At 68.1% G+C, this 22,989-nt stretch carries 20 protein-coding genes and 1 pseudogene; 5 read left to right on the forward strand and 16 right to left on the reverse strand.

The window, feature by feature from the left end; genetic code table 11:
• Window positions 1-28: 28 nt before the first annotated feature.
• The 7 genes from secF to IXW21_RS09115 all read right to left on the reverse strand — a co-directional run bounded on the left by secF (window position 29) and on the right by IXW21_RS09115 (window position 6,318).
• Complete coding sequence (gene secF / locus IXW21_RS09085; RefSeq protein WP_194763940.1) at window positions 29-1,018, reverse strand: protein translocase subunit SecF; 990 nt, start codon at window positions 1,016-1,018, stop codon at window positions 29-31.
• Window positions 1,018-2,748 (reverse strand): protein translocase subunit SecD, encoded by a 1,731-nt coding sequence (secD, locus tag IXW21_RS09090; protein ID WP_194763941.1) that lies wholly within the window; start codon window positions 2,746-2,748, stop codon window positions 1,018-1,020. The genes secF and secD overlap by 1 nt, the downstream gene beginning before the upstream one ends.
• A 61-nt stretch (window positions 2,749-2,809) precedes the next feature.
• Window positions 2,810-3,217 (reverse strand): preprotein translocase subunit YajC, encoded by a 408-nt coding sequence (locus IXW21_RS09095; protein ID WP_194763942.1) that lies wholly within the window; start codon window positions 3,215-3,217, stop codon window positions 2,810-2,812.
• 76 nt (window positions 3,218-3,293) lie between these two features.
• Window positions 3,294-4,319: a Holliday junction branch migration DNA helicase RuvB gene (ruvB, locus tag IXW21_RS09100; RefSeq protein WP_194763943.1), complete on the reverse strand. Its 1,026-nt coding sequence runs from the start codon at window positions 4,317-4,319 to the stop codon at window positions 3,294-3,296.
• Window positions 4,312-4,917, reverse strand: a complete 606-nt coding sequence (gene ruvA / locus IXW21_RS09105) for a Holliday junction branch migration protein RuvA (protein WP_194763944.1) — start codon at window positions 4,915-4,917, stop codon at window positions 4,312-4,314. Before ruvA ends, ruvB begins: the two co-directional genes overlap by 8 nt.
• Window positions 4,918-4,926: 9 nt before the next feature.
• Complete coding sequence (gene ruvC / locus IXW21_RS09110; RefSeq protein ID WP_323742202.1) at window positions 4,927-5,511, reverse strand: crossover junction endodeoxyribonuclease RuvC; 585 nt, start codon at window positions 5,509-5,511, stop codon at window positions 4,927-4,929.
• A 45-nt stretch (window positions 5,512-5,556) separates the two neighbouring features.
• Entirely contained in the window at window positions 5,557-6,318 is a 762-nt protein-coding gene (locus IXW21_RS09115) for a YebC/PmpR family DNA-binding transcriptional regulator (RefSeq protein ID WP_194764044.1), read from the reverse strand.
• A 159-nt stretch (window positions 6,319-6,477) separates the two neighbouring features.
• On the opposite strand from IXW21_RS09115, the gene IXW21_RS09120 reads away from it, so the two are divergent.
• Entirely contained in the window at window positions 6,478-7,857 is a 1,380-nt protein-coding gene (locus IXW21_RS09120) for a pyridoxal phosphate-dependent decarboxylase family protein (RefSeq protein WP_194763945.1), read from the forward strand.
• Window positions 7,858-7,883: 26 nt separating this feature from the next.
• Here the strand turns inward: IXW21_RS09120 and IXW21_RS09125 are convergent, their stop codons facing one another.
• The 5 genes from IXW21_RS09125 to pdxS all read right to left on the reverse strand — a co-directional run bounded on the left by IXW21_RS09125 (window position 7,884) and on the right by pdxS (window position 14,913).
• A complete protein-coding gene (locus IXW21_RS09125; protein WP_194764045.1) occupies window positions 7,884-11,243 on the reverse strand; it encodes an ATP-binding protein in 3,360 nt (1,119 codons plus the stop codon).
• On the reverse strand, window positions 11,240-11,899 hold the full coding sequence (locus tag IXW21_RS09130) for a DUF4194 domain-containing protein (RefSeq protein ID WP_194763946.1): 660 nt from the start codon (window positions 11,897-11,899) through the stop codon (window positions 11,240-11,242). The genes IXW21_RS09125 and IXW21_RS09130 overlap by 4 nt, the downstream gene beginning before the upstream one ends.
• Window positions 11,892-13,349, reverse strand: a complete 1,458-nt coding sequence (locus IXW21_RS09135) for a DUF3375 domain-containing protein (protein WP_194763947.1) — start codon at window positions 13,347-13,349, stop codon at window positions 11,892-11,894. Before IXW21_RS09135 ends, IXW21_RS09130 begins: the two co-directional genes overlap by 8 nt.
• A 75-nt stretch (window positions 13,350-13,424) precedes the next feature.
• On the reverse strand, window positions 13,425-14,030 hold the full coding sequence (gene pdxT, locus IXW21_RS09140; protein WP_194763948.1) for a pyridoxal 5'-phosphate synthase glutaminase subunit PdxT: 606 nt from the start codon (window positions 14,028-14,030) through the stop codon (window positions 13,425-13,427).
• Window positions 14,020-14,913, reverse strand: coding sequence for a pyridoxal 5'-phosphate synthase lyase subunit PdxS (pdxS, locus tag IXW21_RS09145; RefSeq protein WP_194763949.1), 894 nt, complete (start codon window positions 14,911-14,913; stop codon window positions 14,020-14,022). Before pdxS ends, pdxT begins: the two co-directional genes overlap by 11 nt.
• A 113-nt stretch (window positions 14,914-15,026) precedes the next feature.
• Between pdxS and IXW21_RS09150 the strand changes: the two genes are divergently transcribed.
• Entirely contained in the window at window positions 15,027-16,334 is a 1,308-nt protein-coding gene (locus IXW21_RS09150) for an aminotransferase class I/II-fold pyridoxal phosphate-dependent enzyme (RefSeq protein WP_194763950.1), read from the forward strand.
• A gap of 61 nt (window positions 16,335-16,395) precedes the next feature.
• Window positions 16,396-17,249: pseudogene (gene pdxY / locus IXW21_RS09155) on the forward strand (pyridoxal kinase PdxY).
• 6 nt (window positions 17,250-17,255) lie between these two features.
• Here pdxY and IXW21_RS09160 read toward each other — a convergent pair.
• The 3 genes from IXW21_RS09160 to IXW21_RS09170 all read right to left on the reverse strand — a co-directional run bounded on the left by IXW21_RS09160 (window position 17,256) and on the right by IXW21_RS09170 (window position 20,268).
• Window positions 17,256-17,816 carry an HIT family protein gene (locus IXW21_RS09160; protein ID WP_416361094.1) on the reverse strand — a complete coding sequence of 187 codons (561 nt, stop codon included), beginning with the start codon at window positions 17,814-17,816 and terminating at the stop codon, window positions 17,256-17,258.
• Between the two features lie 24 nt (window positions 17,817-17,840).
• Complete coding sequence (thrS, locus tag IXW21_RS09165; protein WP_228528376.1) at window positions 17,841-19,787, reverse strand: threonine--tRNA ligase; 1,947 nt, start codon at window positions 19,785-19,787, stop codon at window positions 17,841-17,843.
• Window positions 19,788-19,908: 121 nt separating this feature from the next.
• Complete coding sequence (locus IXW21_RS09170; RefSeq protein ID WP_194763953.1) at window positions 19,909-20,268, reverse strand: YnfA family protein; 360 nt, start codon at window positions 20,266-20,268, stop codon at window positions 19,909-19,911.
• Window positions 20,269-20,345: 77 nt separating this feature from the next.
• Between IXW21_RS09170 and IXW21_RS09175 the strand changes: the two genes are divergently transcribed.
• Together IXW21_RS09175 and IXW21_RS09180 are read left to right on the forward strand one after the other, a co-directional pair.
• Window positions 20,346-20,765 (forward strand): hypothetical protein, encoded by a 420-nt coding sequence (locus IXW21_RS09175; protein WP_194763954.1) that lies wholly within the window; start codon window positions 20,346-20,348, stop codon window positions 20,763-20,765.
• Between the two features lie 56 nt (window positions 20,766-20,821).
• On the forward strand, window positions 20,822-22,171 hold the full coding sequence (locus tag IXW21_RS09180; RefSeq protein WP_194763955.1) for a cryptochrome/photolyase family protein: 1,350 nt from the start codon (window positions 20,822-20,824) through the stop codon (window positions 22,169-22,171).
• Between the two features lie 20 nt (window positions 22,172-22,191).
• Here the strand turns inward: IXW21_RS09180 and IXW21_RS09185 are convergent, their stop codons facing one another.
• Window positions 22,192-22,968: an SDR family NAD(P)-dependent oxidoreductase gene (locus IXW21_RS09185; RefSeq protein WP_194763956.1), complete on the reverse strand. Its 777-nt coding sequence runs from the start codon at window positions 22,966-22,968 to the stop codon at window positions 22,192-22,194.
• Window positions 22,969-22,989 lie beyond the last annotated feature (21 nt).

Below are 22,989 nucleotides of genomic sequence, written 5' to 3' on the forward strand. Positions count from 1 at the left end.
CGGGGGGCGGCCCCGCTGAGCGGGACGATCAGGCCTCGACCGAGGCCCGGCTGCGAGCCTCGCGCACGCGGGCGTCGCGGGCGGCGAGCTGCGGCTCGTTCTCGCGGAAGAGCGAGTACAGCGGCGCCGCGACGAACAGTGTCGAGTAGGTCGCCACGAGGATGCCGACGAAGATCGACAGCGAGATGTCGGTGAGCGATTCGGCGCCGAGCCAGAAGGCACCGATGAAGAGCACGGCGCCGACCGGGAGGGCGGCCACGACCGAGGTGTTGATCGATCGGACGAGCGTCTGGTTGACGGCGAGGTTCACCGATTCGCCGAACAGACGGGACGACTGCTCGCCGTCTTCGGTGGTGTTCTCGCGGATCTTGTCGAAGACGACCGTGGTGTCGTACAGCGAGTACGCGAGGATCGTCAGGAAGCCGATGACCGCGGCCGGCGAGATCTCGAACCCGGCCAGAGCGTAGACGCCGACCGTGATGACCAGCACATCGAGAAGACCGATGATCGCCGCCGCAGACATCTTCCAGGTGCGGAAGTAGATCGCGAGGATCAGGAACGTCAGCGCGAGGAAGATCGCGAGACCCCACAGCGACTGCTTCGTGACGTTCTCTCCCCAGGCGGGGCCGATGAACGACGAGGTGACGCTGTCGGGCTCGACGCCGTAGGCCTCGGCGAGTGCGTTCGAGACCTGCTGAGTCTCCTCGGCGCTCATCTGGTCAGTCTGCACACGGATGTCCGTGTCGCCCACCACGACGACCTTGGCCGCCGCGCCCGGGACGACGGACTGCACAGCGGTGGTCGCGGTCTCCTGGTCGAGCGAGTCAGGAGCCTGGACGGTGAACTGCGAACCACCCGTGAACTCGATCGAGAACTGGATCGGGCGCAACAGCGGCACGAGGGCGGACGCCACCACGAGCGCGATCGCGATGATGAACCACAGGCGGCGCTTGCCGACGAAGGGGAAGGAGGTCTTGCCCGAGTAGAGGTTGTTGCCGAACTCGTTCATGGAAGCCATCAGGCGTCTCCCTCACTTCCGGTGCTGGTGGATCTGTCACCGGCGAGTGCCTCGGCGCGTTTGCGCTCTGCGATGGTCTGACGGCGTTCGGCCTCGCCGCGAGCACGGGTGTTCTTCGCACCGCGTCCCGCCGATGCCGTCGAGACCTCGCGGAACTGCGACCGGCTGCGATACACCGCGCCCAAGGACTCCGGGTCGAGTCCCGAGAGCTTGTGGCCCCCACCGAAGAACTTCGTGCGCGCGAGGAGCTGCATCACGGGGTGCGTGAAGATCACGAAGATGAACACGTCGATGATCGTCGTGAGCCCGAGCGTGAAGGCGAAGCCCTTCACCGTGGAGTCGGCGAGGATGTACAGGACGACCGCCGCCAGGATGTTGATCGACTTCGAGATGTAGATCGTGCGCTTGGCGCGACCCCAGCCGTCTTCGACCGCCGAGGTGATCGACTTGCCGTCTCGCAGCTCGTCTCGGATTCGTTCGAAGTAGACGATGAACGAGTCGGCGGTGAAGCCGATCGAGACGATGAGTCCGGCGACCCCCGCCAGCGAGAGGCGGAAGCCGAGTCGCCACGCGAGGATGCAGATGATGATGTAGGTCAGCACTGCCATCACCGCGATGGAGGCGATGATCACCGAGCCGAGCGCGCGATAGACGATGAGCGAGTAGATCGCGACGAGAGCGAGGCCGATGAGACCCGCGATCAGACCGATCTGCAACTGCTGGGTGCCGAGCGTCGCGGAGACCGTGTCACTGCTCTGCACGACGAAGCTCAGAGGCAGTGCGCCGAACTTGAGCTGGTTGGCGAGCGTGGTCGCGGTCTCCTGGTTGAAGCTGCCCGAGATGCTGGGACGACCGTCGAGGATCTGACCGTTCATCTGCGGTGCGCTGATCACCGAGCCGTCGAGGACGAAGGCGAACTGGTCGCGCGGGGTCATCCCGTCGATGCGGTTCTGGTTGAGACGCGTGCTGACCTCGCCGAACTTCTCGGTGCCCTCGCCGTTCATCTCGAGCTGCACGAGCCAGGCGCCCGAGCGCGGGTCGCGTCCCGCCGTGGCGTCGGTGATCACGTCACCGGTGAGCTCGGTCGGGCCGAGGAGGTACTTGGCCTGATTGGTCGGATCGCAGGCGATGAGAGGCTCACCCTGCGGAGCCGTCGACGGGTCGGTCGACGGGTTCGCGCAGTCGTAGGCGAGGAACTCGGCGCTGAGCTTGTCGGTGACCCACGACAGGTCGCTCGCGTCGGTCGGCTCCGCGGTGGGAGTCGCGTTGAGAGAATCGTCGGGCGTCGGGTACGGCGTCTCATTCCCGTCGTCGCCGACGAACGAGTTCGCCGCCGCCGTCGTGGCGAGCACCGGGCGGAACTCGAGCTGCGCGCTCGACTGGATGCGCTGACGCGTCTCCTCGTCGGCGTTGCCCGGGATCTGCACGACGATGTTCTGTCCACCCTCGGTGGTGATGTCGGCCTCGGCGACACCGGAGGCATCCACGCGCTGGCGGATGATCGCGGCGGCCTGGTCGAGCTGCTCCTGCGAGGGAGCCGCTCCGCTCTCGGTCTCGGCGCTCAGGACGATCTGCGTTCCGCCCTGCAGATCGAGTGCCAGCTCAGGAGTCCAGGAGCTCTTCTGGAAGACATACACGCCCAGCGCGTTGACGCCGAACAGGACGCCCGTCACCAGGAGCAGGCCGAGAAGGACCCGCCAGGCGTGACGGACCGGGGAAGATGAAGCCACGTGTCATCAGCTTTCTGAGAGACCCGAGCGCGGAGCGCTGCGGCGCCGCGAGGAAGGGTGCTTACTTGTCGTCGGCGTCGCGCTCGAGGCGACGGCGGGTCTCCTCGGGGGTCTCCACCACCGCGGCATCTGCGGCGAGCGGGTCGATGTCGCTCACGACCGGGGTCTCGTCGTCGAACTCGGAGACGACGACATCGTCCTTCGGCTCGACGATACGGAGGATGGCCTGGCTGTGCACCTCGATGACGGTGCCCGGAGCGATCTCGATCAGCGCGGGCGAGTCGAGGTCCTCGTGGTCGTAGGCGACCACGGTGCCGTAGATGCCGCCCTGCATGAGGACCTTGGCGCCGGGAACGGTCTTGGACGCCTTCTCCTCCTGCTCGGCCTTCATCTGCTTCTGACGCTTGCGTCCGTTGACGAACATGAAGACGACGAGGACGGCAAGAAGGCCGAAGAGCAGGATTTCCATGGGTGGCAAGCGCCTTTCTCAGGTGCACGCACCAACCAACGGGCGCACATTTCTATCGGGGGGAAGTCTTCAGCGATTATAGGTCATCGAAGCGAAGCGCCCCATCCGGGTGGGCGACGCCGAGGTGAGCATAGGCCTCAGGCATCGCGACCCTGCCGCGCGGAGTGCGCCCCAGGAAGCCGATTCGCACGAGGTACGGCTCCACGACGCTCTCCACCGTCTCGGCCTCTTCGCCGACCGCGACGGCGAGGGTGCTGAGGCCGACAGGGCCGCCTCGGAACCGACGCACGAGCGACTCGAGCACGGCGCGGTCGAGACGGTCGAGCCCGATCGGGTCGACGTCGTAGAGCTCCAACGCGGCTCGCACTCCGTCGAGTGACGCGGCTCCCCCGCCGTGCACGAGCGCGTAGTCCCTGACCCGACGGAGCAGGCGATTCGCGATACGAGGCGTGCCGCGCGAGCGTCGCGCGATCTCCGAGAGCGAGTCGCGCGGCAGATCGACGCCCAGCACGAGCGCAGAACGCGCGATGACCTGTTCGAGCTCCGGCTCGTCGTAGAACTCGAGATGCCCGGTGAATCCGAAACGGTCGCGGAGCGGGTTCGGCAGCAGCCCCGAACGGGTGGTCGCGCCGACCAGCGTGAACGGAGCCAGCTCCAGCGGGATGCTCGTCGCTCCGGCGCCCTTGCCGACCATGATGTCGATGCGGAAGTCCTCCATCGCGAGGTAGAGCATCTCTTCGGCGGACCGGGCCATGCGGTGGATCTCGTCGATGAAGAGCACCTCGCCGGGGACGAGGCTCGACAGGAGCGCCGCGAGGTCGCCGGCGTGCTGGATCGCCGGACCGCTCGACAGACGCAGGGGGCGCTGGCTCTCATGGGCGACGATCATCGCCAGTGTGGTCTTGCCGAGACCGGGAGGGCCCGCGAGCAGTATGTGATCGGGGGGCCGACTCTGGATCCGCGCGGCATCGAGAAGGAGCTGGAGCTGTCCGCGTACCTTCTGCTGTCCGACGAACTCGCCGAGGCTCGTGGGGCGCAGCGCGCCTTCGATCGCCAGCTCGGTGTCGTCGACCGGTTCGGTCGCGTCGCGTGCGTCAGACACGGGCCGGCCCGAGCAGCGCCAGCGTGCGACGCAGGAGCGGAGCGACGGCGGCTCGCTCGGCGTCGGTGGCCTCCGCGGCGGTCTGCGCGGCAGCCTCTGCGGCGACCTTCTCCGACCAGCCCAGGCCGACGAGCGCGGCCGTGACCTGATCGACCACATCGGACCCGCCGCCGGTCGAGACCCGGGAGCCGCCCCCTACCGGCTGGACCTTGCCCGCGAGCTGCACGACGATGAGCTTGGCCGTCTTCGGTCCGATGCCCGACACCCTGCGGAACGGGGCATCGTCCTCGGCGTTCACCGCTTCGGCGATCTGGTCGACGGTCAGATGCGAGAGCACCCCCAGGGCTGACTTCGGTCCGACGCCGGTCACGCTGATGAGCAGGCCGAAGATCTCGAGTTCGCTGCGATCGGCGAACCCGTACAGCGAGAGGGCGTCCTCACGCACGATCAGACTCGTGTGCAGCATCAGCCGCTCGCCCACCGTCGCCGTGTGCGCCACGTCTCCGGGAACGGCGACCGAGAATCCGACACCACCGACATCGATGACGACCTGGTCGGACGACGAGTGCAGGACGGTGCCGTGCAGCGAAGAGATCATCACACCAGACTAGGCGTGCGATCGTATGTATGTTCGAGCGACACGCTCCGCGTCGGCCCACGCTCGCTGGGCGGGGGTCAGCGCGTCCTGCCCCGGAACGCCGGTTGCGCCGCGGCGCCACGCGTGACACAGCGCGATCGCCAGGGCATCCGCGGCGTCGGCGGGCTGCGGTGGAGCATCCAGGCGCAGGATGCGGGCGATCATCGCCTGCACCTGCTTCTTGTCCGCCGAACCGTACCCGGTGACCGCTGCCTTCACCTCGCTCGGCGTGTGCGTCGCCGCCGGGAGCCCCGCCTCGGCAGCGAGCAGCAGAGCCACCCCGCTGGCCTGAGCAGTGCCCATGACCGTGTGCGTGTTCTGCTGCGCGAAGACACGCTCGACCGCGACGGCATCGGGCCGGTGCTGGTCGAGCACGTCACGGATGCCCGCGGCGACGAGCGCCAGGCGTTCGCCGATCGGCAGATCGGGGTCCGACCGGATCACGCCCACGTGGACGAGCGTTCCGCGGCGGGCTCGGTCGACATCGACGACTCCGACACCGCATCGGGTGAGTCCCGGGTCGATGCCGAGCACGCGAAGCGAGGAGGAGGTCACTCCCCCAGGCTATTCGTCGGATCGAGCTCCGCCGCGTCGGCGCGCCTACGCGTCGTCGTTCTCGAGCTCGGCCTGCACCTCTGCCGACAGGTCGAAGTTCGTGAAGACGTTCTGCACGTCCTCGCTGTCTTCGAGCGCGTCGATCAGACGGAAGATCTTGCGCGCCGTGTCGGCGTCGATCTCGACCTTGAGGTTCGGGACGAACTCCACATCGGCCGACTCGTAGTCGATTCCCGCATCCTGCAGGGCGCTGCGCACCGCGACCAGGTCGGTCGCCTCGGTGATGATCTCGAAGCCTTCGGCGTGCGGCTCGATCTCCTCGGCGCCCGCTTCGAGGGCGGCCATCATCACGTCGTCCTCGGTCGTGCCCTCGGAACCGACGACGATGACGCCCTTGCGGCTGAAGTTGTAGGCGACGCTGCCGGGGTCGGCGAGGGTGCCGCCGTTACGACTGAGGGCCGTGCGCACCTCGGCCGCTGCGCGGTTCTTGTTGTCGGTCAGACACTCGATCATCATCGCGACGCCGTTGGGTCCGTAGCCCTCGTACATGATCGAGGTGTACTCGACGGCCTCGCCGCCGATGCCCGCACCGCGCTTCACCGCGCGGTCGATGTTGTCCTTCGGGACCGAGGTCTTCTTCGCCTTCTGCACGGCGTCGAACAGCGTCGGGTTGCCCTGCAGGTCGGCACCGCCGAGCTTGGCGGCGACCTCGATGTTCTTGATGAGCTTGGCCCAGGACTTGGCGCGCCTGGAGTCGATGATGGCCTTCTTGTGCTTCGTGGTGGCCCACTTGGAATGCCCGGACATAAGTCTCCGCTCGTCGTATCCGCCCGTGGGCTCGGCCCAGGGCATCGTCCATTCTATCGAACCATGCGGTCGGCCCGTGGATGCACCCGGGGTGAGATCTCGTCCGATGCCCACGCTGTCCCCCTGGCGTGACGCGGATCACGGGTGTAGTCCTGACTCATGGACGAGAGAGTCGACGACGACAGGGCCCGCGGACTCGACGCCGCACACGCGGCCACACTCCGATTCCTGGACTCGCTCGATGACCGCCCCGTGTGGCCGCGCGCGAGCCTCGACGACATGCTCACCGCCTTCGGCGGGTCTCTGCCCGATGACGGATGCGATGCTGTCGATGTCATCGAGGAGATCGCATCACGGGCCGACCCCGGACTGGTCGCGATACCGGGCGGACGCTTCTACGGCTTCGTGATCGGTGGAACGCATCCCGCGGCCCTCGCGGCCGACTGGCTGGTGTCGGCATGGGATCAGAACTCCGGATCGGCGAGCCTCACCCCGACGACCGTCGCCATGGAACGCGTCGCGGGCCAGTGGATGCTCGATCTGCTCGATCTTCCGGACACATCCAGCGTCGGGTTCGTCACCGGGGGTCAGATGGCTAACTTCACCTGCCTGGCGACGGCGAGGAATGCTGTCCTCGCCCGCGCAGGCTGGGACCTCGCCGAGCGAGGCCTGCGTGGATCTCCTCCTCTCCGGTTCGTGGTCGGTGCGGATCGCCACGGATCGATCGACCGCGCCGCCCGATTCCTCGGCATCGGGCGAGCCGATCTGACGGTCATCGCGTCGGACGACCACGGACGGATGCGACCGGACGCCCTGCGCGGTGCTCTCGCCGACACCTCGGGGCCGCTCATCGTGTGCCTCCAGGCCGGCGAAGTGCACACCGGCGCCTTCGACGACTTCAGATCCCTCATCCCGATCGCGCACGAGCACGGTGCCTGGGTGCACGTCGACGGCGCGTTCGGGCTCTGGGCCGCGGCATCCGCTTCTCTGCGGTCCCTCACCGCGGGTATGGATCAGGCCGACTCGTGGGCGACCGACGCGCACAAGACCCTCAACGTGCCGTACGACTGCGGCATGGCGATCGTCCGCGACCCCGCCGACTCGATCGCCACGTTCCGCACCGGCGGCGACTACCTGATCTACACGAGCCTCGATCCCTGGGACGTCACGCCCGAGCTCTCCCGCCGCGCACGTGGGGTCCCCGCATGGGCTGCGCTGCGGAGCCTCGGACGCAACGGCGTCGCGAATCTCATGGACCGGCTCCACGACAACGCGGTGGCGATGGCGGAAGGACTCGCATCGATCGAGGGAATCGACGTGGTGAACGAGGTCGTCTACACGCAGGTCATGTTCCGTCTCGCCTCCGACGACGCCACACGCGACCTGGGCGCCGCGATCCTCGCAGAGGGAACCGCGGCTGTCACCGGCGCCGAGTGGCGTGGACGTTCGGCCCTGCGCTGTTCGATGTCGTCCTGGGTGACCACGCAGCACGACATCGACCGCACGCTCGACGCGATCCGGGGGCTCGTCGCGGGGTGAGAGCGCGTACCGAGGTCAGCGCCGGTTCACGCGTCCTCGGCCGGCAGGCCCACCTTCGGCCGCGCCCACGAGCGACCGCGCGTGTCCTTGAGGATGTCGTACTCCACGTCGACGTGCGGCTCGATCGCGCTGTACTTGTCGTTCGGCGCACCGATCACGAGCTGGAATCCGAGCCCACGCCACGCACCGATCGCACGCTTGGTGAAGTGCGCGTCCGCCTTGATCAAGGCCTCATCCATGAACACCGGCGCGTAGCGCGGACGCGCAGCGCCCGCGTCTCCGAGCTGATACCGCAGGGCAGCGCCCACGATGAACGCGACGAGTTCCTGCGACTCGCCACCCGACTTCTCGCCGATGTGGTCGTAGAGCGCCACATGCTCGCGCGTCACCGCGTGCACACGTTCGGCGCTGACGCGGACGTGATTCCGCACGTCGATGAGCTCGGCGAAATCCGGTGCCGTGCGTCGCATCCGGGCGATCAGGCGGCTCATCCTGCGATAGACGTTCTCGCGCTCGGCATCCGTCGCGGCTGCGTCGATCAGACCGCGGACCTCGCGGAGCTCCCGACGGAACCGTCGACGCGCCTCGGACTGGTTCTCCCGTGGCGAGATCTGGAGGCGGTGCTCGTCGTCGTAGAAGGGCAGCTCCTCCATGATCCGGTTGATCGGATCGATGCGCGTCTTGATCTCCCGCAACGAACGACTGAGCGTCGAGTCCAGGCTCGTCAGATCGTTGCCCGAGAGCTTGAGCAGGCTGTCGCGCCATTCGGACTCCAGCTCGTGCAGTCCGTTCGTCTGCAGCGCGTCGAGGATCGACTCGAACTCCGCGACGGACTCGTCGGGGTCGGGGAGGATCGTCAGCGTGTCCCAGCGCTCGAGGAAGCCGGTCATGAGGCGCCGCATCTGCTCCCGCTGCTCGGCATGGGCGGATGCCGCCGCGGTGCGCTCCTCGAGGAGCCTGGTCGCCGCCGTGCGCAATGCGGAGTCCAGATGGGCGAGCCGCTCGGAGGCGGTGACGTCGACTGCCGAGTCCGCACCGAGGAACCGCGCATCGAGGAAGGCCCGATGCCGCTCCTCGAGCGAGACCTCGGCCGTCTCGGCAGCGTCGATGACGCGCTGACATTCGTCGACCCGATCGGTGACCTCGACCCACCGGTCCTGGGCGACCGTGAGTTCGCCGCCGAGCCGTGCGGCCTCGTCACGCAGACGTGCTGCACGACGTCGGAACTCCTCCGCCTGAGTCTTCAGGTCGGCGATCTCGGGGTTGTCGTCGGTGACCTCCGCTTCGACGGCGAGCCATCGCTGCCGTTCCGCGGCGACGGCGTCCACATCGATCTGATCCCAGCTGAGGTCCTCGATCTTCGCACGGGCCTTGGCCGTGGCATCGAGGCGGTCCAGGCGCGACTCGGCATCTGCCGCTGCCACGGTCGCCGCGGCACGCCGGGCCTCGAGCTCCGCACGCTGTTCGTCGAGCTCGCGCAGACGACGTGAGTTCGAGAAGCCCAGCATGTTCGATCGACCGTGCCCACCGTGGGATCCTCGGTCACCCTGCGACACCTGCCCTGCGAGCGTCAGCGCGCGGGGATGCACCGCGAGTTCGGCGGACGAGTCGACGCACACGAAGGCGAATCGCTCGAGGAGGCGCTGCTGCAGCCAGCCGACGAACGGTGTCGACCGGTGGTCGATGCGGGCGGGCAGCGTTCGAGGGTCCGACGCCCTGACCTCGGGCAATCCGGTCTGCACGCCTTCGTAACTGAGTCGCTCCGGAGTGCGGACCGACTCGATGGCGGAGCGGAAGCGCTGAAGGTGGGCGGCGTCGACGAGCAGCGTCCGCGCGAATCCGCCGAGTGCCAGGTTGAAGGCCTCTCGCCAGGGCTCGAACTCCGTGCGCACCTCGATGAGCTCTCCGACGAACGGCAGCTCCGAGGCCGACAGACCTGCCGCCTGGGCCAGCAACGCACGTGATTCGTGGAGGTGAGCGGGGATGCTGCCGCGGAGCGCCTCTGTACGCTCGCGCTCGGCACTGACGAGTGCGAGCTCTCGCTCCGCCGACCGCCGCTCGGATTCCGCCTCGGCGAAGGCGGCGCGGGCAGCGCGCAGACCGCCGTCACGAAGCTCGCCGCGAACGCGCCCGAGCAGGTTCTCGAACTCCGAGGCGCTCGTCACCTCAGAGCCGAGGTCACGGACCACGGCGTCGAAACGAGCCCGCTCCCGCTGCACATCCTCGAGCCGCCGCTCGACCGCGCGCAGCTCGCGCTGGGCCGTCTCGAGGCGATCTCCCCCGGACTGACGAAGCACGTCGAGAAGCCCCTCCCGCTCCAGCTCCGCTGCTGCGATGAGGGCGTGCTTCTCGCGCACTGCCGACTGGAGTGCCTGCGTGCGGTCGCGCAGATCGCCTTCGACCTCGCGCAGCAGATCGAGGCGGCGCTCGGCGCTCCACAGCGCGGCGAGCGAGGTGGTGTCGGCGAAGACGCCGACCTCGTCCACGACCTGCATGCGCTCCACGGCCGCAGTGATGCGCTCGGAGATGCCCCGGATCGGCTCCAGCGCCGCCACCTGCTGCTTGGCGATGAGCATCCGCGTCCGCGTGCTCTCGAGCTCGTCGAAGTGCGCGACGACCGCGTCGGCGGTGGCCATGGTCTCGGGCTCCTCGAGCACCAGCTTCTTGTACAGGTCATCGACGGTGGTGATCTGCTGACCGGCCTGGATGCGCGCGAGCAGGCTGATCGCCTTGGCGCCGGAGCCGGCCGCGCCGATGCCGAGAACTGCGTGCAGGCGTGCCGAGAACTCCCGGTCGGTCGCGACGGGATCGAGCCCGACTGAGCGCGCCGCGGTATCGCTGAGCCGGTGCGAGGCCGCCTGCTCGAGGCCCGCGAGATCGAAGGGTCCGTCGATCGTCGCGCGGAGCCTGGTCGTGTCCTCGAGAGTGCGGGCGTCGGCGGGGATGTACCACCCGCGCACCGCTGTGAAACGCGAGCCGTCATGGTCCAGCCAGGTCATCGACACGGCGCTCCACGTGTCCTCGCCGTCGCCTCGCAGCACCCGGAGCTTCGTGCCCTCGTCGGTGCGGGACTCGTCGATCTTGCCGCGACCGTACGAGAGGATGTTGCGCTGCTCCTCACCGCGCGGACGACCGGTCACTCCCCCGTTGGAGGCCCCGTTGAACGGGGTCGTGTGCGGCATCATGAGGGCGATGTAGCCGTCCATGAGCGTCGACTTGCCCGATCCCGATCCACCGCACAGCAGGGTCGCATCCGGCGAGAATCGCACCCGGTGCGGTCCGCCGTCGTAGCCGCCCCAGTTGATGAGCTGCAGTTCCTCGGCGACCCACTGCTGGCCCCGCGAGGTCGACGGGATCAGTCCGAAGAGCGTGTCCATCATCGTCATCGCGCCACCGCTTCCTGCGTCCGCAGCCACTCCCGCAGCTCCTTGAGGGTCTGCGCGCTGAGCACGACCTCGACGAGAGCGGTGATCCGGTACCGACCGCTCGTCTCCTCCTGCACGATGCCCTCGCGGTCGAGTCGGTCCAGTGCGCTGCGGATCGCGCGCTGCTGCTTCGCAGTGCCGCCGTCCGTCTCGGCGAAGTAGCTGAGAACGGTCTGCTCGACGTCTTCGATGTCGATGCGCACCGAGGTCTCCCCCGCGGCGGATTCCCGCTGATACACGGTGCGCAGGTGCACGAGCACGAGCGTCTCCGCGCGCGAATACGGCGCGTCCTTCAACAGGACGGGCATGTCGATCTCGTCGGAGCGCAGCTGCTGCTTGTACGCGAACCCGCGACCGTGGTCGATCACGAGACGCAGGTAGAGGTCGTTCAGTCGGGACTCGATGATCTGCTGGTGGTCCCGCAGCAGCGCCCACTCGCGGCGGTTGCGCTCGGCCGAGAGGAAGCGTCGCTGCAGCAGATGCACGAGCACTCGACGCACTTCGGGATCGAGAGTCCCGCGATCTCCCGGGAAGTGCTCCTCGAGATCCTGCTCCATCGCCGTCGGGGCGATGAACGCATCCTCCGCGCCGACCGTGGCGTGGTCGTCGTCACTCATCTGCATCCTCCTTCGTGCTGCGAGCGGTCACGGCACCGAAGGCGAACCGTCTCGTCGTTCCGTCCGGCCGGAGCGTCGCGACCGTCGAGATGCCGTCGCCGTCGACGAGTCCGTTGCGGTGCGCGATCTCGAGGAGCCCCAGCAGGTCGACAGGACGCCGGGTGTCGATCGGGATGTGCCGAAAGGCCTCGGCCAGATCGAACTCGTCGGCCAGCCCGCCGACGTACGCCTCGAGTTCGGCGTATCGCGGCCCGCCCCACGCGCGCGTGTCGTGGTCGAGGAAGTCCACGTCGTCCGCGTCCGCGAGGGGCGCAGGCGCCCGGGGTGGGCGGATGTCGCTCGTGGTCTGCCTGAGATGGCCGAGGTCGATCAACGGCATGCTGCGCACCGGGTCGACGACCGTGGCCGGGCCCGACCAGCCGTGCAGCCCAGCGATGACGTCGCGCAGCAGGTCGTCGATCTGGCGGTCGCGCAGCGGGTCGTGGGTCTTCACCTGCCCCGTGATCACATGAGAGGCGCGCCGCTGCGCGGCCAGAACCTCTTCCACGCCGAGCTCGACGCGTCGACCGACGGCATCGAGCTCGGCACGCTGAGAACTGTCGAGGAGGCGCGCGAACGGCTGGGTGAGAAGCCCGCTGAGCTGTTCGGTGAGCGCATCGATGCGCTCGGGATCGCCGATCAGTCGGAGAGCACCCGAGAACGCCCGTCCCTCCGGGGTCGACTGCATGACGTCCTGCGCCCGCTGCAGGTATTCGCGGAGCACCTCGCTGGTCGGTCGCTCGTCGCGTCGGAGGTGGGCGACGACATCCCGCTGCATGGCCTTGAGCGACTCGGCGACCCGGGTGAAGTCGGCGGGCAGCTCGCGTGCGAGGTGCAGGACGTTCTCGGCCTCTTCGAGCAGTTCATCGTCGTCGAGCGGGTCCGCGCGCCCCGATTCCTCGATGCGGGAGATCTCGGTGTCGAGCAGATCGCGCTCCGCGCGCAGACGAGCCAGTCGACGGACGGGATCCGCCTCGGCGCTGTCGGAGAGATGCTCGACGGCATCGAGCAGCGTGCGCACCCGCGAGTTCGACACTCTGGTGCGCCCGGCCCCCGTGCGGCCCGAGATCTCGAGGGCTTCGACCGCGTGGGCGGAGAGACGGTAGACCTCGACCTCATCGTCGATCTGCTGCACGAGCCATCCGAGGCGGACCCAGTTACGACAGACGTCGCGGCTGCTCCCCGCGGGGAGCCGTCTGTCGTCCTCACCGTCACCGCGAAGCTCGTCCATCACTTCCGCGAGCTCCGCATGCGCGTCGGCGATCGGCACCGATGCCCGGTCGGCGGTGAAGAGCATCGTGAGCGATGCCACGACGAACGGCGCGAATCTGCCGTGCAGGAGATCGAGGGTGGGTGTGCTGAACGCGGCGACGGCGCGCGAGTACGCCGCTTCTGCTCGGGATCCAGTCACCCGATCGAGAGTAGTCGCGACCCGGCGTTCACGCCGTCATGCCGTGGCATCCGGGCGGGTCGCGCTCGTCATCCGTCACGGCTCGCGGAGTCGGTCGCCGACATGCGCGAGGAACCGCTCATGGAAGCGCGTCTCACCGTCGACCTCGGGGTGGAAGCTCGTCCCGAGGAGTCGCCCCTGCTCGACCGCGACGATGCCGCCGTCCGGCAGCGTGGCCAGCACATCGACGTGGTCGCCCGTGCGCACGACGATCGGTGCGCGAATGAACGTCGCTCGCACCGGCTCGTCCCCGAGCGCCGGCACATCGAGCGCGGTCTCGAAGGACTCCGTCTGCCGACCGAACGCGTTGCGGCGCACCGAGATGTCCATCCCGCCGAAGGACTCCTGCCCCTCGATGCCGTCCAGCACCTCGTCGGCCAGAAGGATCAGACCCGCGCAGGTGCCGTAGACCGGAAGGCCCGCAGCGATCGCGGTGCGGATGGGCCTCTGCATCCCGAAGGAGCGCGACAGCTTGTCGATCACGCTCGACTCGCCACCCGGGATCACCAGGCCGTCGACGATCGCCAGCTCCTCCGGCCGACGCACGAGCGCCACCTCGGCGCCGAGCCCACGGAGCAGGGCGGCGTGCTCGCGCACGTCACCCTGCAGCGCCAGGACTCCGACCCGTGGTTTACCAGCCACGCTCGGCCAGGCGGTGCGGCGCGGGCAGGTCAGACACGTTGATGCCCACCATCGCCTCCCCGAGTCCGCGGGAGACCTCGGCGATCACCTTCGCGTCGTCGAAGAACGTGGTGGCCTTGACGATCGCCTTGGCGCGCTCCGCAGGGTTGCCCGACTTGAAGATGCCGGATCCCACGAACACGCCGTCGGCGCCGAGCTGCATCATCATCGCGGCGTCCGCCGGGGTGGCCACACCACCTGCGACGAAGAGCACGACCGGGAGCTTTCCGGTCTCGGCGATCTCGGCGACGAGCTCGTACGGTGCCTGCAGCTCCTTCGCGGCGACGAACAGCTCGTCCTTCGGGAGGGCGGTGAGCGCAGCGATCTCGCCGCGGATCTTGCGGATGTGCTTCATCGCCTCCGAGACGTCGCCGGTTCCGGCCTCGCCCTTGGAACGGATCATCGCCGCGCCCTCGTTGATGCGGCGGAGCGCCTCGCCCAGGTTGGTGGCTCCGCAGACGAAAGGCACGGTGAAGCCGAACTTGTCGATGTGGTTCACGTAGTCGGCCGGTGACAGCACTTCGGATTCGTCGATGTAGTCGACGCCGAGCTCCTGCAGCACCTGCGCCTCGACGAAGTGCCCGATGCGTGCCTTGGCCATCACGGGGATCGACACGGCGTCGATGATGCTGTCGATCATGTCGGGGTCGCTCATGCGTGAGACGCCGCCCTGCGCGCGGATGTCGGCGGGCACCCGCTCCAGCGCCATCACGGCGACCGCGCCGGCGTCCTCGGCGATCTTCGCCTGGTCGGCGGTGACGACGTCCATGATCACGCCGCCCTTGAGCATCTCGGCGAGGCCGCGTTTGACGCGCGAGGATCCGGTGGTGGTCTGATCGGTCATGAGAGCTCCTGTCGGGGAAGCACGATGTGCATGAGTGTGTCGAACGATGTCTCGTTTGATCTAGGCCAAACAGTAGCACTGTCCATCACGACCTAGAATGACGGTGAGGACACATGAGCGACCAGATCACCGGAACCACCGCAGCCGACATCTCGGACAGCGTGCGCGATCTTCGCGATCGTGGCGTCCTGCGTCCGGGCAGCGCGCTCCCACCGGTCCGCGAACTCGCCTCGACCCTCGGCGTGAACCGAAACACCGCCGTCGCCGCGTATCGTCAGCTCGCCCAGGCCGGGATCGTCGTGTCTCGGGGGCGGGCAGGCACCGTCATCACGGGCCACGAGTCGGTGGCACAGGAGGGCTACGCCTCCGACACGGTGCTGCGCGACGTCGGCACCGGCAATCCCGATCCTCGTCTGATCCCCGATCCGTCCGCAGCGCTCGCGACCGTCGCGGGGCGTCCGGTGCTCTACGGCGAACCGGTCATCGACCGCGGCCTCGACGAGTGGGCACGCGAATGGATCGCGCAGGACCTTCGTCATCCCGACTTCGGCATCACGGTGACCAGCGGAGCGGTCGACGCCGTCGAGCGGCTGCTCGCCCAGGCGCTCATGCGCGATGACGCGGTCGCCCTCGAGGATCCGTGCTTCCTCGCCAGCATCCACACGGTGCGACTCGGCGGCTATCGGGCCGTGCCCGTGCCCGTCGACGATCAGGGGATGACGGTCGAGGGCCTGCGCGCCGCGCTGGATGCCGGTGTCCGCGCCGTGATCTGCACACCTCGAGCTCAGAACCCCACCGGGGCGAGTCTGACCGCCGCCCGCGCGGCCGAGCTGCGCGCCGTGCTCGTCGATCACCCGTATGTGCTGATCATCGAGGACGATCACTTCTCGATGCTGTCGCAGCGCCCTTATGAGTCGCTGATCGGTCCGAACCACCGCCGCTTCGCCCTCGTGCGCTCGGTGTCGAAGTTCCTGGGGCCCGACATGTGCCTCGCGATCGCGGCGACCGATGCCACCACGGCCGAGCGGCTCGCGATGCGGCTGAGCCCCGGCACCACCTGGGTCAGTCATCTGCTGCAGCGCCTCACGCTCACGCAGCTGACCGATGCGTCCGCCGCGGCGAAGATCGCCGACGCGCGGAAACACTATGCATCACGGAACGCCGCTTTCGCGTCGCGCCTTCGCGAAGAGGGCCTCGACTTCCCCGTGACCGACGGGCTGAGTCTGTGGATCGCTCTGCCGAAGCCCGCGCGTCTCGTCGCCGAGAAGCTCATGCGACGAGGCTGGCTGGCACGCACCGGTGACGATTTCGCCCTCGATGAGCGCGCCGACCCCTCACACCACCTGCGCCTGACGGTGCACGACCTGTCCGACGAGGATGCCGAGACGCTCGTCGCCGACCTCGTCGCGGCCACCCGATGATCCACGACTCGATGTCCTACCGCCGCGGGAGCACTCCCGCCCTGAATGAAAGGATCGGGGAATGAAGGTCCTCTCCATCCAGTCCGCCGTCGCATACGGCCATGTCGGCAACTCCGCCGCGGTCTTCCCGCTGCAGCGCATCGGCGTCGAGGTGCTCCCGGTCTACACCGTGAACTTCTCGAACCACACCGGCTACGGAGCCTGGCGCGGCCCACTGATCTCTCCGGATGACGTGCATGAGGTCATCACCGGCATCGAGGAGCGCGGCGTGTTCGGCGAGATCGACGCGGTGCTCAGCGGTTACCAGGGCGGCGAGGGCATCGGAGACGTCATCATCGACGCCGTCGCCCGCGCGTCAAGGCGGCGAACCCCGACGCGGTCTACGCGTGCGACCCGGTGATGGGGAATGCGAAGTCCGGATGCTTCGTGGCACCGGCCATCCCGATCCTGCTGCGTGAGAAGGTCGTGCCCGCCGCCGACATCATCACTCCGAACCAGTTCGAGCTCGGCTTCCTCACCGAGACCTCGCCCGACACCCTCGAGTCGACACTCGCTTCGGTCGACCTGGCGATGGCCATGGGACCGAGCACGGTGCTCGTCACGAGCGTCGAGCGTCCCGACCGCGAAGAGGGCACGATCGAGATGCTCGTCGCGGATGCGACCGGGGCATGGATCGTGCAGACGCCTCGTCTGCCGATGAAGGCGAACGGCTCGGGCGATGTGACGGCCGCACTCTTCACCGCACACTACGTCGAGACCGGCGACGGGAAGACCGCGCTCGAGCGCACGGCGTCGAGCGTGTTCGATCTGCTGTCGCTGACCCTCGAGTCCGGTGCGCGCGAGCTGCAGCTCGTCGAGGCGCAGGAGTTCTACGCGAACCCGCGCATGCAGTTCACCGCACGCCAGGTGCGCTGAACTCGCTCAACTGTTCGGCCAGGCGTTCGCGACGGCTTCGCGCACTTCGCCGAGCAGCTGGGGCAGCGCCTTGGTCTTGGCGATGATCGGGAAGAAGTTGGCGTCCGACGTCCACCGCGGCACGATGTGCTGGTGCAGGTGGCCGTCGACGCCGGCTCCTGCGACAGCGCCCTGATTCATCCCGAGATTGAAGCCGTCGCAGCGCGAGACCTCCCGGAGCACGCGCATCCCGATCTGAGTGAGCGCTCCGATCTCGGCGACCTCTTCAGGCGTCGCCTGGTCGTACGTCGCGATGTGACGATACGGGCACACCAGCAGGTGCCCCGAGTTGTACGGGAACAGGTTGAGCAGCACGTAGGCCGTCTCACCGCGCGCGACGATCAGCCGTTCGGCATCCGGGAACTTCGGAGCCTCGCAGAACGGGCACTCCTCGCGCAGCGGCTCCGGACCCGCCTGGATGTACGCCATCCGGTGCGGGGTCCACAGCCGCTGGAACTCGTCGGGGACGCCGGCGAACTCACCGGCGTCCTCCCACGGCTCACTCACCGGCTCCCTGAGCCTGTCGATGGGGTCCCTGAGCCTGTCGAAGGGTCACGCCAGATCCCCTGCTGTCTGCACGAGCGTGTGCGCATCGATCGCGGCGCGGATGCGCGACACGGCGTCGGCGACCGGCACTCCGTTCTCCTGCGTGCCGTCACGGTAGCGGAACGAGACCGTGCCGGCGTCGCGGTCCTTCTCTCCCGCGATCAGCAGCAGCGGCACCTTGCCGGTCGTGTGCGTGCGGATCTTCTTCTGCATCCGGTCGTCGGAGGTGTCGAGTTCTGCGCGCACGCCCTGTGTGCGCAGCGTGTCGATGACCTCGCCGAGGTAGTCGGCGAAGTCGTCGGCGACGGGAATGCCCACGACCTGAACCGGTGACAGCCACACCGGGAAGTCTCCGGCGTAGTGCTCGAGGAGGATAGCGAAGAACCGCTCGATCGAACCGAACAGGGCACGGTGGATCATGATCGGACGCTTCTTCTGCCCGTCCTTGTCCATGTACTCGAGCTCGAAGCGCTCCGGCAGGTTCGGGTCGACCTGCACGGTCGACAGCTGCCAGGTGCGACCGATCGCGTCACGCGTCTTGAGGTCGATCTTGGGGCCGTAGAAGGCGGCCTCGCCGGGCACCTCGGTGAGCTTCAGACCGGATGCGACAGCGACGCGACGCAGAGCATCGGTGGAAGACTCCCAGAACTCGTCTGAGCCGATCCACTTCGACTTCTCGTCGTCCTTCATCGACAGCTCGAGCTCGAAGTCGGTCAGGCCGAAGTCGCGGAGCATCGACAGGATGAACTCGAGGACCTTCGAGACCTCGGCCTCGAGCTGATCCGGCGTCACGAAGAGGTGCGAGTCGTCCTGGGTGAAGCCGCGCACGCGAGTGAGGCCGTGCAGGGCACCGGAGAGCTCATTGCGGTAGACGGTGCCGTTCTCGGCGAATCGGAGCGGAAGGTCACGATAGCTGCGCGCACGCTCCTTGTAGATCAGGATGTGCATCGGGCAGTTCATGGGCTTCAGGTAGTAATCCTGGCCCTGCTTGGTGATGTTGCCCTCGTCGTCGCGCTCCTCGTCCATCACGATCGGCGGGTACATGCCCTCCTTGTACGTGACGAGGTGGTTCGAGGTGAGGAAGAGGTCTTCCTTCGAGATGTGCGGCGTGTACACGTAGGTGTATCCGCCCTCGATGTGACGCTTGCGCGCGTGCTGCTCCATCTCGCCGCGGACGACGCCGCCGCGCGGGTGCCAGACCGAGAGCCCCGAGCCGATCTCCTCGGGGAACGAGAAGAGGTCGAGCTCCTTGCCGAGGCGCCGATGGTCGCGCTTCGCGGCCTCCTCGAGACGGTGCTGGTACTCGCGGAGCTCGTCCTTCGACGGCCACGCGGTGCCGTAGATGCGCTGCAGCTGCGGGTTCTTCTCACTGCCGCGCCAGTAGGCGGCGGCGATGCGGGTGAGGTCCCAGCCGTTGCCGATCATGCGCGTGTTGGGCAGGTGCGGCCCGCGGCAGAGGTCCTTCCAGACCACCTCGCCGTCGCGGGTCGTGTTGTCGTAGATCGTCAGCTCGCCCTCGCCGACCTCGACCGAGGCGCCCTCGACCTTTCCGACCTGGGTTCCTGAGCCTGCCGAAGGCCCCTGGAGACCGATGAGCTCGAGCTTGAACGGCTCGTCGGCCAGCTCCGCACGCGCCTCGTCATCGGTGACGACGCGGCGCACGAAGCGCTGGCCCTCACGGACGATGCGCTGCATCTCCTTCGTGATGGCCTTGATGTCTTCGGGCGTGAACGGGGTGTCGACGCCGAAGTCGTAGTAGAAGCCGTCGGCGATGGGCGGGCCGATGCCGAGGTTCGCCTGCGGGTTGATCCGCTGCACGGCCTGCGCGAGAACGTGCGCCGCCGAGTGACGGAGGATGTTCAGTCCGTCGGGGCTATCGATCGTGACCGGCTCGACCTCGTCGGCATCCGTCACTGTCGCGGCGAGGTCCTTGAGGGCTCCGTTGACGCGCATCGCGACGACTGAACGGTCAGAGAACAGGGCGAAGCCGTCTTTCGGCTGAGCATTTTCAGGCACTGCACACTCCATCTGGGTCTGGATCTAGGCTACTCGCATGCCCGGGCGGGAATGACCGCTACAGCGCGGTCTCGGGAGCCGTGTTCGCCGCGGTCGGCGCGAGGATGACGATCGCCGCACCGACCAGTGCGATCGCCGAGCCGACCCAGTCCCACACGGTCGGCTTGAACCCGTCGACGATGATCCCCCAGGCCAGCGATCCGGCGATGAAGACGCCGCCGTACGAGGCCAGGACACGTCCGAAGTTCGCGTCCGGCTGTAGAGCGGCGATGAACCCGTAGGCGCCGAGCGCCATGACGCCCAGCACCGCGAAGACCCATCCCCGGTTCTCCTTGACGGCCTGCCAGATGAGCCACGCTCCCCCGATCTCGGCGACGGCGGCGAGCACGAAGAGGATGCTGATGCGCAGGACGGTCATGCCCTCAGTGTGGCAAAGCATCACCCGCTCGACCGAATGAGTCGATGACGCGGAGGCGGCCGAGGTAGCGTGAGCGGATGATCAGAGCACTGGCGCGTTGGATCCTCGCACTCGCACTCGGTGCGATCGGCATCGTGCACTTCGTCAGCACCCGTGGCTTCCGGGTCGTCGTGCCGGACTGGGCCACGAAGGCCACGCGCCTCGACAAGGACGCGATCGTGATCGCCTCCGGTGCCGCAGAGGTCGCGCTCGCGGCCGGCCTCCTCGCACTGCCGAAGGAGAGACGACGCATCGGGATCGCAACCGCCGCGTTCTTCGTGGCGGTTCTCCCCGGCAACGTGCACCAGTGGCGCACGCACCGCTCGACGCCTGGGCTCGACACAGAGGCACGCCGCTTCGGGCGGCTCTTCCTCCAGCCCCTCCTCGTGCTGTGGGCTCTGTGGTCGACGGCGCCCGATCGGCGGCCGACGCGTCGTGCGCGGCGCCGTACTCGCTGACCCCGTCCCCGGGCAACCCCCGTCGCACGATTCTGCCCTCGGGCGAGAATGGGCCCATGGCTTCCCCCTCACTCGTCTGGCTCCGCGACGATCTCCGCCTCGCCGACAACCCGGCGCTCCGAGCGGCCATCGACCGCGACGAGCCCGTCGTCGTGCTCTACGTCCTCGACGAGGAGTCGCCGGGCATCCGTCCCCTCGGTGGGGCGGCGCGCTGGTGGCTGCACCACTCGCTCGCCTCACTGAGCGAACGGGTGCGCGATCTCGGCGCGACCGTGACGCTGCGGCGCGGACCCGCTGAGCGCGTGGTCCGCGAGGCCGTCGCCGACACGGGCGCGACGGCCGTGTTCTGGAACCGTCGGTACGGCGGGGCGGAGCGTGAGATCGACGCAGCACTGAAGGCGTCTCTCCGCGCCGACGGACTCGAGGTGACGTCCTTCCAGGCATCTCTCCTGCACGAACCGTGGACGGTGACGACCGGCAGCGGAACCCATTTCTCGGTGTTCACTCCCTTCTGGCGCGCCTGCCTCGCACTTCCCGCACCGCGATCGCCGCTTCCCGCACCGCGAAGCCTCGACGGTGTCGATCGTCCCCCGGCGTCAGACGACCTCGACGACTGGGACCTACTGCCGACTCGCCCCGATTGGGCCGGTGGCCTGCGCGAGACCTGGGAGCCCGGCGAGCCCGCAGCCCGTGCCCGGCTGCATTCCTTCCTGCACGACGACATCGGAACGTACGATCGCGCCCGCGACGAGCCGTCGGCCGGTGCCACCTCACTGCTCTCGCCCCGTCTGCGCTGGGGTGAGATCAGCCCCTTCACGGTCTGGCATGAGGCGGTCGACGCCGACGGAGCCGCAGGCTTCCTCTCGGAACTCGGCTGGCGCGAGTTCGCCTGGCACACGGCGTTCCACTCGCCCGATCTGGCGACCGTGAATCTGCGTCGTCAGTTCGACGCGTTCCCGTGGCCTCGACTCAAGCCCTCGCATCTCGAGGCGTGGCAGCGCGGCGACACGGGGATCCCCCTTGTCGACGCCGGGATGCGCGAGCTGTGGCACACCGGATTCATGCATAACCGCGTCCGCATGGTCACCGCGTCGTTCCTCATCAAGAACCTCCTGATCGACTGGCGCCGCGGCGAGGAGTGGTTCTGGGACACGCTCGTCGATGCAGACGGCGCGAGCAACCCGTTCAACTGGCAGTGGGTGGCCGGATCGGGCGCGGACGCCGCACCGTACTTCCGTGTCTTCAACCCGGAACTCCAGGCCACGAAGTTCGACCCGCAGCGCCTGTACATCTCGCAGTGGGCATCGGATGCTCCGAATGAGCCGATGGTCGATCTCCGCGAGACGCGCAAGCAGGCTCTCGCGGCCTATGAGGTGGTCAAAGGATCTGCCCGCGCCGCCGACTGACGGCGCAAGCCGTGACCCCCTCAGGACATGAACGGCCGGAGGTCCGGGTACCCGGTGGTCGCCCAGGCGCCGTCGACCACGATGTTCTCGCCGTTGACGTACGACGCATCCGGAGAAGCGAGGAAGAGCGCGACCCCTGCGATCTCGTCGGGATCCGCGGCGCGACCCGCGGGGATGCGATCGAGATAGGTGTCCATCACGCCAGGAGTCGCCAGGAGCCCGCCGGTCAGGGGCGTCGCGACGAGGCCGGGAGACACCGCGTTGACCCGGATGCCGTACCCGCCGAGCTCCAGAGCGGCATTCTTCGTCAGCATGACGACTCCGGCCTTGGCCGTCGAGTACCCGGAGCCGAAATGCATGGGCACCTGGGAGTTGAGGGAGGCGATGTTCACGATCGCTCCCTGCTTCTCCACGGCGAGGAAGTGCTGAGCGCCGAGCTTCGTGCCGAGGAACGCCCCGTAGAGGTTGAGCTTGATGTTGAAGTCCCAGGTCGCGAGATCCATGTCCACGACGCGCGCGGGCTTCGAGCCGCCGGCGACGTTGTAGACGACGTCGAAGGAACCGAACCGCTCGATCGCTGCGGCGAACAGCTCCTCCATCGACGCCTCGTCCGTGACATCGGTACGCACTCCCACCACATTCTCGCCGAACGTCGTCGCCGCCGCCGATACTGCCTCGCTGTCGATGTCCGCGACGGCGACCTTCGCACCTCGATCGATGAGGCGACGTGTTATCGCGGCGCCGATGCCCGACACACCCCCAGTGACGACGGCGACGGTGTTCTCGAATGCGGTCATTGTCTTCTCCATCTGGCGCTC

Source organism: Microbacterium sp. UFMG61, from assembly GCF_015354505.1.
Taxonomy (GTDB): Bacteria; Actinomycetota; Actinomycetes; order Actinomycetales; family Microbacteriaceae; genus Microbacterium.